Origin of the sequence: Paenibacillus sedimenti, from assembly GCF_014534655.1 — a bacterium.
GTDB lineage: Bacteria > Bacillota > Bacilli > Paenibacillales > NBRC-103111 > Paenibacillus_E > Paenibacillus_E sedimenti.
In genome coordinates this window covers 19,692-34,775 of the sequence record NZ_JACVVD010000011.1, presented here as the reverse complement: position 1 = coordinate 34,775, position 15,084 = coordinate 19,692, and the positions used below count along the sequence as shown (strand labels likewise).

Genomic DNA, 15,084 nt, shown 5'->3' with positions numbered 1-15,084 from the left:
AAAGTAATAATTTGACGAAGGAATTTCTTCCCGATAAAATGAGTTAAGGCGTTTTTAGGAAAGATAATGAGGGAAACAAATGAGTAAAAGCAAACAGCCCACGATCATCGACGTAGCCAAGGAAGCCGGAGTTTCAATCGCCACCGTATCGAATGTCATCAATCGCAGAAAAGTGCCTATGGCGAAAGAGACGATACGTAAAGTGGAGGATGCAGTGAACCGGCTTGGCTATCGCAGGAATGTCATGGCGACTAACCTAAGCCGCCGGCGCTCTTATGAGCTCGGGCTTATCATCCCGCACTTCGGAGGCTATTACGGCCGATTCGCGGAGATGCTGGAGCAGAAGGTGCATCGTTTCGGCTATCATTTATCTGTATTTTCGGCAGCCGGTATGAATCCGGAGATTGAGCGGCGTCATTTGGAGTTATTGTTGCAGCGAAGAGTGGATGGGCTCGTGTCCCATGGATTGGCGATGAGCATGGATTCTACCCGGCAAATCGTCGGAGGAGGCATGCCGCTAGTCATTTTCAATGGTTGGGGTTGGCCGGGCGATATGGTGAAGCTTGCGGTGAATTTGGATTTTGCAAAGGCTTCCTCCGAAGCGGTACGCCATTTCCATGAGAACGGCTGCCGTTCCATCGTGTACGCAGGCAGGCGTAAAGGACTTGGCGCGAATGAACAGCGAATTCAAGGGTTTACGGCGGGAATTCAGGACTATGCCCGTGAGAGTATACATGCCATTTTGGATGTGGACGAGCTTGGTATCGAGGGAACGCTGGATGAAGCGCTGAAGTTGAGTGGCGAGCAGAAGCCGCTTGGCATCTACACGTTCAATGATGCTCTGGCTTTTGAGATTCTGGCGGTATGTCATGCTCGTAGTATTCGGGTGCCTGAGGATGTTAAATTGATTGGCATGGATAATGAGCTGTTTTCGAAGGCCAGCTTTCCGGCTATCACAAGCTTTGATATGCCGGTGGAGCTGCAAACGAGCCTTGTTGCGGCCTTCCTCATCAAGCAGATCGGCGAGGAATTAGATGAGGAAACGGAGCAACTGCTCGATGCGCACCTGGCGCGAAAAAAGGATCGCGAGCTGCTCATCGACCTTACGATGATGGCTCGTCCATCCACAGCAAATGCAGAAAGACCGTTACGCTCCGCCCAGAGCTAACGGTCTTTGTTTTTGGATTGCGGGAGTACCAGCAAAAATCTGTTCCTATTTAAGTGAGAAGCTCCCTGCGCTTTCCCTCACTTTTATGCTTCAGAAACTCCTTACCATACTCCCCGTGCGGATTAATGTTGGCGTGCTCGACTTGAATCGTGGCATGTGCGATGCCGTATTTATTCTTCAATGTCTCATTGATGGCAAGTATGACGCAAAACGGTTGAATATTCGGATCGATGAAGACATGGGCCGTCAACGAATAATGATCTGTAGATACAGACCAGAGGTGCATTTCGTGCACATCCTCGACACCTTCGACTTCTCTGATTGCACTGCGAATTTCATCAAGGTTGAAGTGCTCAGGCACGGATTCCATGAGAATCAGATAGGACTCGCGGATGATCTTGCTGCCACCGGTGAAAATAATGCCGCCGATGACCATACTGATCAAAGGATCGAATATGAGCAAATCCGTATAATAAATGATAATCGAAGAAACAATGACGCCAAACGAGCTGAGCAAATCGCCGAAAAAGTGCCATAGGGCGCTTTTCACATTCAGGTTGTCTTCTTCTTTGACACTGTGATGAAGCACCAGGGTGAGCACCAGATTCACGATGAAACCAATGGAAGCGATACCCAGCATGAGACCAAGCTGTATCGGTTGCGGGTGAATAATGCGCTGAATCCCTTCAATAAAGATGCCAATCGCAATGACGCAGAGCGCTAATCCGTTCAAAAAAGAAGCGATGATTTCAAATCGCAAAAAACCAAACGTAAACCGGGCATTCGGCTGCCGAGTCGCCAGATGCAGGGCGATCATGCTCAACCCGAGCGCGATAACGTCGGAAATCATATGTGCCGAGTCCGAAAGCAATGCTAGCGAGTTCGAAAGGATACCCCCGACAATTTCTACGGAAGTAAAGAAAGCAGTTAATAAAAGGGTTACCCATAATGTTTTTCTTGATTTACTTTGTTCTTTGACGTGATGGAGATGATGGTAGTCGTATTCAATGGCCATAGGCGCGCCCTCCTTCGTTGAGTCTGATTGAGAATGATAATGATTCTCTTATTTAGAATAATTCTAATTAAGTATTATCAGTATATGCCAGACCTTCTCAAGGTGCAACAGCTAATTTTATCGGCACAATTAATTTTTTATTAACCGTCGAATATTGACCAGCGAATAATAACGCTTTCAAAATTGTTACACAAATGAAATATTTCTGTTATGGTTTCATAATGTTAGGGAGGTAATATAATAAACAAGACCCCCTTTTTAATATATAAACATTTGAACCTGGCCCCGTTGGCCGGGTTCCTTTTTTTGTGTCAAGAAAAGCGATTGCAAAGGCAACAAGCTGGAAATCCTATTCAGTGATTAAATCTAATCATAAGTAGGGTGAGCTGAATGAAAGAGGTTATTCTTGCATTTGCGGCAGGAGCCTTAGTTGGAGTTGCTTTTAAGTATCTTCGCCTCCCGCTTCCGGCGCCTCCTGTTTTCTCAGCTGTTATGGGTGTTGTGGGTGTATATGTGGGCGGCAAGCTGGTTGAATGGGTGAATCGTCTTTTTGCATAAAAACATTGTTTTTGTGGAAAAATCTCCGTATAATAGATATGAAATTATGTCAACTTCTAATGAACGAAATTTCAATTTATTATAAGGGCGGAGACATATGAGCGGAGAGAAGCTGGAGAAGATCGTTGACGCGGCTCGCATGTACTATCAGTTGGACTATAGTCAACAGGATATTGCCAGAAAGTTAGGGGTATCTCGGCCTACCGTATCCCGATTTTTGCAGCAGGCGAAGGAAGAAGGCATTGTCCAGATCAAGATTATGGATCCGACTGAAAATAAAGAGATTTTAGCCGCTCAGCTGGAAGAGCAGTTTAGTTTGAAAAAGGCGATTGTCACTTCGGTACCTGAGTATGAAGATCACATCGTCAAAAGATACATCGGCGAAGCGGCCGCTGCATACTTGCATGACGTGGTCAAAGACGGGGATACAATTGCCACAACCTGGGGTACGACGCTTTATGAAGTTGCCGTTCAATTGCCGAACAAGCTGGTGAAAGATGTGACTGTTGTACAACTGAACGGCGGCGTCAGTTACTCGGAGACGAATACATACGCTTCAGAGATCGTTCATCTGTTCGGCGGAGCTTTTAATACGACGCCCCATTTATTGCCGCTTCCCGCGATTGTGGATCATGCGGTTGTGAAGCAGGCGATCGAAGCGGATCGGCATATCCGCAGAATTCTGGAGATCGGCAAGAAAGCCAATATCGCGGTTTTTACCGTCGGTGTTCCATCGGAAGATTCGGTTCTGATCAAAGCCAATTATTTTTCCCCTTCTGACTTGGACATTATTCATGCAAGAGGAGCAGGCGATATTTGCTCCAGGTTTATTGATCTGGAAGGAAACATTTGCAGCGAAGAGCTGAATCGCCGCACGATCGGCATCGATCTGGCTGAGCTGAGAGACAAGGAAAGGTCGATCCTGGTGGCAGGCGGTAAGAAGAAGGTAGAAGCCATCTACGGCGTTATTAAAGGAAATTATACCAATACACTGATTACTGATCAATTTACAGCCAAGCACTTGCTAGAATATTCAGTTTGAAGGTAAATAAAGGAGAACGAGAACCCATGGAAAACAAAGATATCGCACAGATTATTGATCATACATTATTGAAACCGGAAGCAACCAAAAATGAAATCGTTAAAATTTGCGGCGAAGCTAAGCAGTACGGATTTGCAACAGTATGCGTGAACCCTTCCTGGGTTCCGCTTGCTGCCAGAGAACTAGCTGGTTCAAACGTTGGTATTACGACGGTGATCGGTTTCCCTTTGGGAGCGACAACGACGTTTGCCAAAATGGCTGAAGCGCGCGACGCGATCGCGAACGGCGCGACGGAGATTGACATGGTCCTCAATATCGGCGCACTGAAATCAGGCGATCTGAACACGGTGCAAAAAGATGTCGAAGGCGTCGTGCAAGCCAGCAATGGGCAGGCTGTCGTCAAGGTTATTCTCGAAACGGGACTATTAACTGATGAAGAAAAAGTGAAGGCTTGCACGATCTGTAAGCAAGCAGGAGCGGATTTTGTCAAAACCTCAACAGGCTTCGGACATGGCGGAGCGACTGTGGAAGACATTGCTTTGATGAGAAAAACGGTCGGCCATGAAATGGGCGTAAAAGCGTCAGGCGGAGTCAGAGATCTGGAGACGGCGCGTAAAATCGTAGCCGCAGGAGCGACTCGCATCGGTGCAAGCTCCAGCATTGCCATTGTAACCGGCGGCAAGGGCGAGGGGTACTAAATACATGAATGGAACAGGCGAATTTCGATTCGGGCCTGTTCCTTTTTTTGTATGCTTTAAGTTTCGAACAGCACACGGCCTGTTTTGGATAAATCATATCCCTGAATGAACCGCAGCTCGCCTTGAAAGGCTTCCGATTGCAAAATGTGCTTAACCTGATCGATCCACTCGCGATTCTCAGGTTTCCGGAGCATCACAAGATCGTAACGTTCTTGGATTAAAGGTATAAAATCTATGCCGCCGACCAGATTGGCGGCTTTTTCGATACCGACGCCGACGTCGGCTTCCCCGGAAGCAACCTTGCCGGCGACGCTCATGTGATTCGTCTCCTCGTCCTCATAGCCGCCGATCCCCTGAGGCGCTATCCCGTGAAGGCGAAGCTGCTCGTCCAGCAGGACGCGCGCGCCCGAGCCTTTCTCACGATTGGCGATGCGAAGCCCCGGCTGCTTGAAATCGGACCAGCCGCTAAGCTGCTTCGGGTTTCCGCGCTGCACATACAAGCCGGCTGTACGCGAGATAAGGTTCACGACGATATAGGAAGAACCGACAAGCAGCTTGCGGATATAGGGCAGATTGTACTCGCCGGTATCGCCATCCAGCAGGTGCGTACTGACAATGTCCGATTCGCCTTTGTACATGGAGATGAGGCTGTCCAGACTCCCGACATAAGAACGGAGCGGCCTATAGCCAGGCACTCTTTTTTCGATATGCCCCGCCAGAATGTCCAGGCTGAAGTCCTGTCCGGTAATAACCAGAGAGCGGTTTGATGAGGAGAGGAGTGGGGACTCCATCCGGGGCGGCTGTTCGGTGACTTCCGTTTTTTGAACAGCGGGGTGACCGCTTTTAGCCCTCGTTTTGTAAGCCTCAAGATCCGATGCATCGACACGCATCTGCTTGCCTACACGATAGGCGGGAAGATCCCCTTTTTTGATTAGATCGTAAACGGTTAGTTTCGATATTTTAAGCAGTTTGGCAATTTCTTCGGTTGTATAGGAAATGTCGGATGTCATTTTATCCTCCAAAGTTGGTTTATATGTATCATATGCTGTGATTTCGTTTATTTCAATCTAATTTGTTTACTAGGCTGGCATGATTCAGTATAATGATTTCATATTATTTATATCTAATTATATCTAAATATAGCTAAAACAAACCGTGGAGGAATGATTGTGTATAAGTTCATTAAAAGCCATTTTACTTTACTTCTTCTAACAATGATTCTGACTTTCATAGTAGGCTGCGCTCAAACGCCCGCAGAAAAGGTAGAGCTTACCATCTCCGCAGCTGCGAGCTTAACCGATGCATGTAAAGAAATTCAAACCGCATATGAAAGCAAAAACAAGAACATTAAGCTCAATTTCAACTTCGGTGCATCAGGTGCGCTGCAGCAGCAAATTGAGCAAGGAGCGCCTTCCGATGTGTTCATCTCGGCGGCTGCAAAAAATATGAAGGTCTTGGTCGATAAACAACTCATCGACAGCTCCCGGCAGATTAACCTGCTGCTCAATGAATTGGTTGTCGTCGTGCCTGCTGATGGCGAAGCTGCCATCGGGCAGATGAGCGATCTATCGAGTGCGGACATGAAACACCTAGCCATTGGCGAGCCGCAAACGGTGCCGGCCGGAGGCTATGCGAAGGAAGCGTTGGCGAATGCGAAGCTGTGGGAGCCGTTGCAGGATCGGATCGTACAAGCCAAAGATGTTCGCCAAGTGCTTACTTATGTGGAATCCGGCAACGCGGAAGCGGGATTTGTATATAAAACGGACGCATTATCTTCGAAAAAAGTAAAAGTAGCCTTTAGCGTCGATCCGAAAACGTATGCACCGATTGCCTATCCGGCCGGCATTGTAAAAGCGACCAAACATAACAAAGAAGCAGCGGATTTTTACGCATACCTGCAAACGAAAGACGCCCAGGATATTTTTATGAAGTTCGGCTTCTCCATACCTAAATGATGATGGCATCAATCAATTGGACAGAATTTGCATCGCCAATTCTTCTATCCATTAAAGTTGCAGTCGTCTCTAGTATTTTGGTGCTGCTCCTGGGTGCTTTAATGGCTTGGCGGATGTCTCGGCGCAGTTTCAAAGGGAAAACTCTGGTGGAGACCCTGCTGCTCCTGCCCCTTGTATTGCCTCCAACTGTCGTTGGATTTATTTTGCTTATGCTGCTGGGTAAAAAAAGCTGGGTTGGCATCTTGATGGAGAAGTTGTTCGATCAACCGATTATTTTCACATGGGGGGCTGCCGTCATCGCTTCGGTTGTAGTTGCCTTTCCTCTAGTCTATCAAACGATGAAAACAGGCTTTGCTTCGGTCAGCCGGGACCTCGAGGATGCAGCCCGATCGATGGGAGCAAACGAGTGGCAGGTGTTGAGGCTCATTACTTTACCCTTGGCGTGGCGGTCTGTCCTCACCGCATATGTGCTTGGTTTTGCCCGGGGACTGGGTGAGTTCGGCGCAACACTAATGATTGCGGGAAACATACCGCATCAAACGCAGACGTTGCCCACAGCCATCTATATAGCGGTTGAAGCCGGCAATCAGACGCTTGCCTGGTGCTGGACAGTCTCCATCGTGATGATCTCGTTCATCCTGTTGTTCATCGTAAGTCCAAAGAAATAGCGATATCATAGAAAATGACAAGTCAATATTAATGAAACAACGTCGAGGAGTGAATAGGAATGGATATGACAACCTTTTGGCCATTGTTGCAAAAAAAAGTCGATACCATGATCGAACGAATCGGTTCCAAATCTCCACATGTAGACAAAGAAGGCGTGTATGATGATTTCCGGTTGGATTGGTGGACATCAGGTTTTTGGCCGGGGATTCTCTGGATTATGTATGATATGACCAAAGATGAGAAGTATAGCCGGCACGCTTGGGAATGGGATTCCAAAATAGAAGCTTGCTTCTTGCAGGAAAATAATTTTCATCATGACGTTGGTTTTCAGTTTCTTCCCACTGCGGTGGCGAAATATAGGATGACGGGAGACAAGGACGGTCGCAGGAGAGGGCTGCAGGCAGCGAATTTCCTGGCAGGACGCTTTAATCTGGCGGGTCGCTTCCTGCGAGCATGGAATCAGGAGAAACATGGCTGGGCCATCATCGATTCCAGCATGAACCTGTCGCTGCTCTTATGGGCAGCCGAAGAAATAGCCGATTCCCGATTCAAGCAGGCGGCTATGGCTCATGCGGACACAGTTCTGGAGTATTTTATACGCAATGACGGGTCGGTCCGCCATATCGTCAGCTTTGACCCGGATACAGGCGCTTTCCTGGAATCGCTTGGCGGCCAAGGATATTCTCCTACCTCCGCATGGAGCAGAGGACAGGCGTGGGCGTTTCATGGGATGGCTAACGTCTATCGCTATACGCGGGAGCAGCGGTATTTGGATGCTGCGAAGCGGGTCGCCCATTACTTTATGGCGCAAACGGCGGTCGATCCAATCCCGCTTTGGGATTTCCGAACCGGAGACGCGGATTTGCAGCTCAAAGACACATCCGCTGCATCCTGCGCGGCTTCGGGTCTTATCGAAATCGCCGACCTGGTTCCGGGCGAAGAAGCGCACCTTTATCGTAACCAAGCTTTGCGTATCATGGAAGCATTAACAGAGCGCTATGCCGTACTGGATCATTCGCGAGAGTCCATATTGCGTGAAGGAACAGGGAATAAGCCGGCTGAGCAGAACGTTAACGTCGGACTCATATACGGAGACTATTTCTACGTTGAAACTGCGGCGAAGTTGATGAACTGGAAGAATCGTATATTTTAATCTACTTTGTAACACAATTGGAACATTCCCGTTTTCGTCCCATAACATTACTGGGCTATTATAATAAACAAGACCCCCTTTTTTAATATAGAATTTGGACCCAGCCCCGTCGGCTGGGTCCCTTTTTTTATCCGGCGCATAATTGAAAGGCAATATTTAAATACTAAGCAAAAACGAAAGTGGCGGTTAAATGACAAGCTTCGTCGAAGCGGCGATTGATGTAATCAAATCTTTAATCGATGATGAACCCAAACCCCCTTTACATGTTGGAGAGGTTATGACATGTTGGACATACCTGACCATGCTCGAAGAAGAAAAAGCGAGTGTACAAATTGGACTAAATACAACAACAGATAACGAACTCTTAGAAGCTCTGAATGCTTCTATGGAATTAGCAACAGCACAGGCGAATAAATTAAAAGAATTCATGTTACAGGAAGGTGTTCCGTTACCCCCGGTTTCTGAAAAGAAACCCGTATCAGAACCGGGTTCTGTACCTTTAGGAGTTAAGCTTACCGATGATGAAATCGCCAATGCACTATCGGTTAAGGTTGTTGCGAATTATATGATGTGTGCAACCGGCGCAGTGGAGTCTGTGCGTAATGATGTGGGAATGATGTTTGCTAAGTTTCAAGCAGATAAATTGAAATTTGGAGCTGCATTAAAGACATTGATGCGCAGACGTGGATGGATCAAAATTCCTCCCTATTATGTTCCTAACGGATTGCCGAAACAATAGAATTTCTGAAAAAAGCAGGAGATCTGGCCACGTCGGCTAGGTCTCTTTTTCTGGTAGCGAATAGCGTTTCTAGGTATGTATTGAACTGCACAGGTCTTTTTGACTATATATTAGAAGTGATGAATAAATATATTGCAACTTTGGGACTAGGAATGAAATAATAGAGCAGATCCTTTTTTTATTTTTATGTCTTAAAACAGAGGATTTTTCTATCCACAACATGAAATAACAGAAGACAGATTGATTTTGGCAGGGAGCCGACAGTATGAGAAAAATTAACTACACCCTAATAGCTCTAATATTTGTCATTTTGGTATCTTCCGTAGAGGTTGTACTCAAAAATTATGAGAATACATTGCTTCAAGAACTGAAGCTCTCTGAAGAATCTCAATTATCATCACGTGCCCTTGCTTTGAAATCGGCTGTTGACCGAAACTTCAATCTCATGGCAAGCTTGGAGGCTTACGTCACTTCGGGCTATCTCGAAGGCAAGAATGATCGAGAGGTCATGGATTACATGGAATCTTTATATAATGGCGTTCAAAGCTCCGCTTTTAATTTGCTCATTGTGCCCAAAGGCATCGTGAAGTATGTATATCCGCTCCAAGGCAATGAGAGTATTGTGAATTGGGATTTGTTGAATGATCCTCGGGCTAATTTACAAGAACAAATACAGCGGGGGTTGCAAACGAAAAAAATGACCGTTGACGGCCCGTTTAAATTGCTGCAAGGCAATAACGGTTTGGTCGCCCGGAAGCCAATTTATCAAAACGGCAACTTCTGGGGATTCGTCTCGGTTGGATTGGATAAGGATAAACTCTTGCTGGAATCGGGAGTTGCAGGCAAGGACAACAGAGCGCTGCAGGTTGCGATTCGCAATCCGGGAGAGCCGGCTTTTTATGGCGATGATCAAATTTTTCAAATGAAGCCGATGTACGCTACGATTGAATTTTACGGGAAAATATGGGAATTGGCAGCTCTCCCGCAAAGCAGCTCGATCCAAAGCGTGAAGGAACAGATTCAACTTATACGCTGTGCTTATATTTTGGTACTGCTGCTTGGACATATTTTCTATATCTATATCGTAAGACAGCGAAATCAGTTAAGCCGTATAGTTCAAGAACGTACGCAAGAGCTGCTTGAGGCCAATGAGGACCTGACCGCAGTGAATGAAGAACTTAAAGCCGGTGAGCATGAGCTGCAGCAGTATACGAGGCGGTTGCAGGAATCAGAGCAGATGCTGTCCTATATGGCCTATCATGATATGTTGACAGGCATCTACAACCGCGCACATTTTCAAACGCTGCTGAAGGAACAGATTGAACGTCATCGCGATCGGAGCTCAACGCTGGCCGTACTGTTTTTTGATATGGACAATTTCAAAATGGTCAATGATTCGCATGGACATCATATGGGAGACATGCTGCTGCAGGAAGTCGTGAACCGCATACGGCAAGCCGAATTATCGTATCAAACGTTTGCCCGGTTCGGCGGCGATGAGTTTGCGATGCTGCTGACGGATTGTTCGTACGAACAGGATATCCAGAGTTTGTGTGAGCGATTGTTGGACCTTTTCAAGGTACCTTGCACCATCGCTAACCGCTCCTTCTTTGTCAGCATCAGCATCGGTATTGCGCAGTACCCGCAAAGCGGCACCACGTGGGATATGCTGCTCAAGAATGCGGATATCGCCATGTACATAGCGAAAAAAGAAAGCGGCAGCTCGTATACATTCTTCACACTGCAAATGGAAACCAGCTCTTTAACGAAGCTCGAGATGGGCAACCATCTGCGGCAAGCGATGGATCGCAATGAACTGGAAATCGTTTACCAGCCTCAAGTGGATTGCATGCAGGGCAAGATCATCGGCGTGGAGGCTCTGCTCAGGTGGAAGCATACGACCAAGGGTTACATCTCGCCAGCCGTATTCATTCCTTTGGCCGAGGAGATGGGCTTGATTGTGCCGATCGGCGAATGGATTTTACGCAGAGCCTGCAGTCAGATGAAGGCGTGGCATCATATGCTGGAGCAGCCTTTAGCCATTTCAGTCAACCTTTCGGTACGGCAGCTGCATGATGAGCGGTTTGTCGATAAAGTATGTCACATCCTGGAGGAGACAGGCTTAGAGGCCAAATATCTGGAGATGGAGATTACGGAAAATGTGGCGATGAAGGACGAGCAATTGGATGCGCTTCGTCATCTTCGTCACATGGGCATTGCGATCTCCGTCGACGACTTCGGCACGCACTACTCCTCGCTAAGCTACCTGAAGCGGTTTCCGGTTACCAAAATCAAGCTGGATCAGTCCTTTGTCCGAGGCGTCCAGTCGGATGACAAGGATCGTGCTATGATTAAAGCGATTATTTCCGTGGCTAATTCCTTCCAATTGGAAATTATTGCAGAAGGGGTGGAGACGGAAGAGCAAGCCAGTTTCCTCGTTGAGAATGGATGCCGACAGATTCAAGGCTATTACTTCTTCCGGCCGATGTCTGCTGAGCAGGTCATGGTGGTGCTGAAGCAAAGTTTACGGCCTAAGCTGGTTTTCATGGAAGTGGCTGCGGCTGGTGAGGAAGAATAATTTAGGTAAACAAATAAAATCTCCTAGCTTAAATAAGCGCAGGAGATTTTTTGTTCCCATTATAAAGGGACGACTTGTTTTTGTTGGTTTTTAAAATAAACCCAGTGCTTGAAGCCGATTTCCTTCAGCTTCGCGCTGACTTCATTCCACTCGTCACCGACACGGCTAGGAATATGAGCGTCGGAACCGAAGGTGACTTCTACACCGTAATGCAGCGCCCGCTCAAGGATCTCATCGGAGGGGTACCAGCCGCCTACGTCTTTGGTATTGCCGGAAGTATTAATTTCAATAGCTACGCCGCATTCGCCGATTACTTTCAATGTATCGTTCACTTTTGGTGTGGAGATGTTCGAGAATTCAGGATAGAACCCTTTCATGGCATCAATGTGTCCAAGAATGTGGAACATGCCCGCGCGAGCGGATTCTGCAATTAAGCGGTAGTACTCCTCTTTATGTTCAACTTTTTGAGCGTCGTTCAGTTTCTTCCAGCGGTTGCGATTGAAGATGCTGACGCCTCCGGATAAATGAACGGAGCCGATGATGTAATCGAACGGATACTTCTTATACTCTTCACGGTAGATTTCGGCGTGCTCAGGAAAAAAGTCCGATTCCACTCCGAGAAGAACGTCGATTTTGCCTTTATATTCTTGTTTGAGCTGCAATACTTCCTCAATATAACGAGGAAATTCGCTTTTGGCCATTGCAATCTGGGGCTGTGCCTGATCCTCGGTGCTTCCGAAATAAGGCGAGTGGTCCGCGATACCGATGACGCTCAAACCACCGGCAATAGCCGCTTCAATATAATCGCGAATCTTGCCCTGCGCGTGTCCGCAGCGGTCATGATGGGTATGTAGATCGAATTTCATAGGGGCCTCCTTATTCCGAACCGAGAAATTGGGTTTCCGGCATGCCTTTCAAATCTCTTAGAAATTGCTGCATGGCGGAATTCAAGTATCGTCCTGACTTATATACTACACCTACTGGGTGGGTTATATCCAATTCACTCACTTTTAACATTTTTAACGTGCCATGGCGAAGCTCGTCGGCAACGGAAAGCTTGGAGATGATAGCCACACCGAGATTCAGCTCAACCATACGCTTCACTTCCTCGCTGCTCGAAAGCTCCATCACGATATGCGGCGACACTTCGTAAGTGGTGAAAATCTGATCGACGAAACGCCTTCCGGCAGTTTCCGGAGAGAGCATGATGAAAGGGATGTTGCGAAGCTTCTCGACAGACAGATGAGAAAATCGGCTGAGCGGATGCTGGGAAGACACAATGAGTTCAAAGGTGTCATAGTAGAGTACGGATGTCTCCAACGCTTGGTTTTTTTCGAATAAATAGGTAATGCCGATATCAATCTGACCGTTCTCCACGCTGTTCATAATTTGCGAAGAGGTCATGGAATGAATAGTTGTTTTGATCAACGGGAATTGATCTTGAAAATAAGAGAGGACCCGCGGCAAAATCTGCATAGCAATGGATGTAGTTGTTCCGATATGAATGTGTCCTTGTGGCGTTTGGTGTAAATCGGCTAGCCGCTGCTTCAAATCGCTGGCGATGCGCAGCATTTTCTCTGCATGCTCAAGAAACAACTTTCCGCTGTCCGTCAGGGTGACAGGTTGATTACGGTCAATCAAAATCGTGCCGAATTCGTCTTCCAAGCTTTTGATTTGTGCGGAAACGGCAGGTTGGGTCAAGTTAAGAATCTCCCCAGCTTTGCGAAAGCTCATCGTTTTCGAGATTGTGAGCAGCGTCTCCAACTGGTTCATATTCATGAGCGCACCTCCTGCTTTCATTTATGTAAGATGCATACAAATAAAATTTATCGAAATTGTAAAGGACATAAAAACCTTTTCTAACCTCATTATATGATATATGATTGGCCGTCGGCAAATAACGATAGTAAATTTCTTTCGTTTTTTGCTTGCTATGGCTCCAGGATGCTGGCGAACTTGGCGATGCCAGCTTCGATTTCCTGCCGGTTTGCCCGGGCATAGGACAATCGTACATAACCTTTATCCGCGCCGTAAACGCCGCCCGGGACGAACAGAACCCCTTGCCGGATGCCGCGTTCAAGCAGCTCGGTTTCTGTGATGGGCTCATGCAGCTTGCACCAAATGTGGTAGCCGCCCTCCGGCTTCTCCCATTCTGCTTTGCCGGTGAGATGCTTTTTCATGGACTCCAGCATGTAATCTCGCTTTATAGTGAGGCCTTGCAGAACTTTATCGCGCTGCTGCGCCCATGCCGATGAAGTGATGAAAGTTTCGACCAGATGCTGCAGAAGCGGACTCGTTCCGAAATCCATCTGCTGCTTGGCATCCGCAAGTCGGTCAATGACTGAACTCGGTCCGACCATCCAGCCGAGCCGGAGACCCGGCGCCGTCGTCTTCGACATGCTGCCGATATGGAGGATCGACTCCTTCGCACCGCTGAGTGCGAGCAGCGGGAGGGGCGGATCAGATTCACCGGCGAGCGTAATCGAGCCGAACGTTTGATCTTCTACGATCGGAATGCGATACGCTTCACAAATTTCGATTAAGCGCTGCCGTCTCTCTAAGGGCAGCACGGTACCAGTGGGATTCTGGTAGGTCGGCATCGTGATGACCATTTTGATGCGGTGCATTTTGTGCAGGGAGAGCAGCTCGTCAGGCAAGAGGCCATGCCCATCGACAGGTATGCGAAGTAAGCGAATGCCGGATGCTCCGAAAAGCGGAAGCGAATAATGGTAGGACGGGCCCTCAATCGCAATACTATCGCCAGGGCTTAAGAGACACTGAGCGATCAAATGGAGCGCCTGCTGAGCGCCCGAAGTAATCAAGATGTGCTCCGGCTTGCAGGTGATACTGGAAGTGCGGAGCAGGTGTGCCGAGAGGGCTTGACGCAGAGAGAGCTCACCCTTGGCGTCCGGGTAATGCAAGGGCAAGGGGCGATTGCTTCTCTTGAGCATATCCGCCACCATGTCTGCAGGAAGCAGATCAGGAGACATCTCGCCATCCGCCAGGTTCAAATAGACAGGATCCATCGTAAGCTCGCGCACTTTGCGGAGCAGGCTTTGAGTCGGACGGAAAAGTCCTGATGCCATATAACTACGCCATTCAGAGAATTTCGAGGACGATAAATTCCATAAGCTGTCGCTAACGTAGGTTCCACGGCCTTGCGCCGATTGAACTAATCCGACTGCACGCAGCTCTTCAAATGACTTGGTTACGGTACTGCGGTGAACGCCAAGCAACGAAGCCAGAAACCGCTCAGTAGGAAGCTGGCTGCCTGGAGCTAAAGTACCGTCTACAATCATTGCTTCGATTTGCCTGGTAATTTGCATGGGGATCGATTCTTTGTTCTCCCGATTTCGATTGATTTCAATTTGCATAGTAGCTTTCAACCCTTTATATGATCGCTTTTACTCTTATCTTCGTTGAATTGGCCTGCGAAATCAACTGCCAATTGGCTCCTGACGATAGCGGCCAATTCGATTAATCTGAAAGCAAGGACAAGTGATTGTACA

At 47.6% G+C, this 15,084-nt stretch carries 14 protein-coding genes; 9 read left to right on the top strand and 5 right to left on the bottom strand.

All coding sequences use genetic code 11. The features are described from left to right. Positions 1-79: 79 nt before the first annotated feature. Positions 80-1,168 carry a LacI family DNA-binding transcriptional regulator gene (locus ICC18_RS25075; protein ID WP_188177200.1) on the top strand — a complete coding sequence of 363 codons (1,089 nt, stop codon included), beginning with the start codon at positions 80-82 and terminating at the stop codon, positions 1,166-1,168. A gap of 49 nt (positions 1,169-1,217) precedes the next feature. Here ICC18_RS25075 and ICC18_RS25070 read toward each other — a convergent pair whose 3' ends face one another. Further along, positions 1,218-2,183, bottom strand: coding sequence for a cation diffusion facilitator family transporter (locus ICC18_RS25070; protein ID WP_188177199.1), 966 nt, complete (start codon positions 2,181-2,183; stop codon positions 1,218-1,220). Between the two features lie 390 nt (positions 2,184-2,573). Between ICC18_RS25070 and ICC18_RS25065 the strand changes: the two genes are divergently transcribed. From ICC18_RS25065 to deoC, 3 genes are all read left to right on the top strand, one after another. Further along, positions 2,574-2,741 carry a DUF1427 family protein gene (locus tag ICC18_RS25065; RefSeq protein ID WP_188177198.1) on the top strand — a complete coding sequence of 56 codons (168 nt, stop codon included), beginning with the start codon at positions 2,574-2,576 and terminating at the stop codon, positions 2,739-2,741. A 97-nt stretch (positions 2,742-2,838) separates the two neighbouring features. Then, a complete protein-coding gene (gene deoR, locus ICC18_RS25060) occupies positions 2,839-3,783 on the top strand; it encodes a DNA-binding transcriptional repressor DeoR (protein ID WP_188177197.1) in 945 nt (314 codons plus the stop codon). A gap of 26 nt (positions 3,784-3,809) precedes the next feature. Next, positions 3,810-4,481: a deoxyribose-phosphate aldolase gene (gene deoC, locus ICC18_RS25055; RefSeq protein ID WP_188177196.1), complete on the top strand. Its 672-nt coding sequence runs from the start codon at positions 3,810-3,812 to the stop codon at positions 4,479-4,481. 56 nt (positions 4,482-4,537) lie between these two features. Here deoC and ICC18_RS25050 read toward each other — a convergent pair whose 3' ends face one another. Beyond that, positions 4,538-5,491, bottom strand: coding sequence for a substrate-binding domain-containing protein (locus tag ICC18_RS25050; RefSeq protein ID WP_188177195.1), 954 nt, complete (start codon positions 5,489-5,491; stop codon positions 4,538-4,540). A gap of 153 nt (positions 5,492-5,644) precedes the next feature. Between ICC18_RS25050 and modA the strand changes: the two genes are divergently transcribed. The 5 genes from modA (at position 5,645) to ICC18_RS25025 (ending at position 11,575) form a co-directional block, all read left to right on the top strand. Beyond that, positions 5,645-6,436: a molybdate ABC transporter substrate-binding protein gene (modA, locus tag ICC18_RS25045; RefSeq protein ID WP_188177194.1), complete on the top strand. Its 792-nt coding sequence runs from the start codon at positions 5,645-5,647 to the stop codon at positions 6,434-6,436. 2 nt (positions 6,437-6,438) lie between these two features. After that, complete coding sequence (gene modB, locus ICC18_RS25040) at positions 6,439-7,104, top strand: molybdate ABC transporter permease subunit (protein ID WP_188177370.1); 666 nt, start codon at positions 6,439-6,441, stop codon at positions 7,102-7,104. A gap of 59 nt (positions 7,105-7,163) precedes the next feature. Further along, positions 7,164-8,258 carry a glycoside hydrolase family 88 protein gene (locus ICC18_RS25035; protein ID WP_188177193.1) on the top strand — a complete coding sequence of 365 codons (1,095 nt, stop codon included), beginning with the start codon at positions 7,164-7,166 and terminating at the stop codon, positions 8,256-8,258. Between the two features lie 190 nt (positions 8,259-8,448). Beyond that, positions 8,449-8,997 carry a DUF3231 family protein gene (locus tag ICC18_RS25030; protein WP_188177192.1) on the top strand — a complete coding sequence of 183 codons (549 nt, stop codon included), beginning with the start codon at positions 8,449-8,451 and terminating at the stop codon, positions 8,995-8,997. A gap of 265 nt (positions 8,998-9,262) precedes the next feature. After that, entirely contained in the window at positions 9,263-11,575 is a 2,313-nt protein-coding gene (locus tag ICC18_RS25025) for a bifunctional diguanylate cyclase/phosphodiesterase (RefSeq protein WP_188177191.1), read from the top strand. Between the two features lie 59 nt (positions 11,576-11,634). On the opposite strand, the gene ICC18_RS25020 is transcribed toward ICC18_RS25025, so the two are convergent. From ICC18_RS25020 to ICC18_RS25010, 3 genes are all read right to left on the bottom strand, one after another. After that, a complete protein-coding gene (locus ICC18_RS25020) occupies positions 11,635-12,441 on the bottom strand; it encodes a histidinol-phosphatase (RefSeq protein WP_188177190.1) in 807 nt (268 codons plus the stop codon). A 10-nt stretch (positions 12,442-12,451) separates the two neighbouring features. Then, positions 12,452-13,354, bottom strand: a complete 903-nt coding sequence (locus tag ICC18_RS25015) for a LysR family transcriptional regulator (RefSeq protein WP_188177189.1) — start codon at positions 13,352-13,354, stop codon at positions 12,452-12,454. A gap of 152 nt (positions 13,355-13,506) precedes the next feature. After that, positions 13,507-14,949: an aminotransferase-like domain-containing protein gene (locus ICC18_RS25010; protein WP_188177188.1), complete on the bottom strand. Its 1,443-nt coding sequence runs from the start codon at positions 14,947-14,949 to the stop codon at positions 13,507-13,509. Between the last annotated feature and the right edge of the window lie 135 nt (positions 14,950-15,084).

Coding starts and splice junctions, on each gene's coding strand:
- ICC18_RS25025 (WP_188177191.1), top strand. CDS start 9,263: ATGAGAAAAATTAACTACACCCTAATAGCTCTAATATTTGTCATTTTG.
- ICC18_RS25030 (WP_188177192.1), top strand. CDS start 8,449: ATGACAAGCTTCGTCGAAGCGGCGATTGATGTAATCAAATCTTTAATC.
- modA (WP_188177194.1), top strand. CDS start 5,645: ATGATTGTGTATAAGTTCATTAAAAGCCATTTTACTTTACTTCTTCTA.
- deoC (WP_188177196.1), top strand. CDS start 3,810: ATGGAAAACAAAGATATCGCACAGATTATTGATCATACATTATTGAAA.
- deoR (WP_188177197.1), top strand. CDS start 2,839: ATGAGCGGAGAGAAGCTGGAGAAGATCGTTGACGCGGCTCGCATGTAC.
- modB (WP_188177370.1), top strand. CDS start 6,439: ATGGCATCAATCAATTGGACAGAATTTGCATCGCCAATTCTTCTATCC.
- ICC18_RS25075 (WP_188177200.1), top strand. CDS start 80: ATGAGTAAAAGCAAACAGCCCACGATCATCGACGTAGCCAAGGAAGCC.
- ICC18_RS25010 (WP_188177188.1), bottom strand. CDS start 14,949: ATGCAAATTGAAATCAATCGAAATCGGGAGAACAAAGAATCGATCCCC.
- ICC18_RS25065 (WP_188177198.1), top strand. CDS start 2,574: ATGAAAGAGGTTATTCTTGCATTTGCGGCAGGAGCCTTAGTTGGAGTT.
- ICC18_RS25020 (WP_188177190.1), bottom strand. CDS start 12,441: ATGAAATTCGATCTACATACCCATCATGACCGCTGCGGACACGCGCAG.
- ICC18_RS25070 (WP_188177199.1), bottom strand. CDS start 2,183: ATGGCCATTGAATACGACTACCATCATCTCCATCACGTCAAAGAACAA.
- ICC18_RS25015 (WP_188177189.1), bottom strand. CDS start 13,354: ATGAATATGAACCAGTTGGAGACGCTGCTCACAATCTCGAAAACGATG.
- ICC18_RS25035 (WP_188177193.1), top strand. CDS start 7,164: ATGGATATGACAACCTTTTGGCCATTGTTGCAAAAAAAAGTCGATACC.
- ICC18_RS25050 (WP_188177195.1), bottom strand. CDS start 5,491: ATGACATCCGACATTTCCTATACAACCGAAGAAATTGCCAAACTGCTT.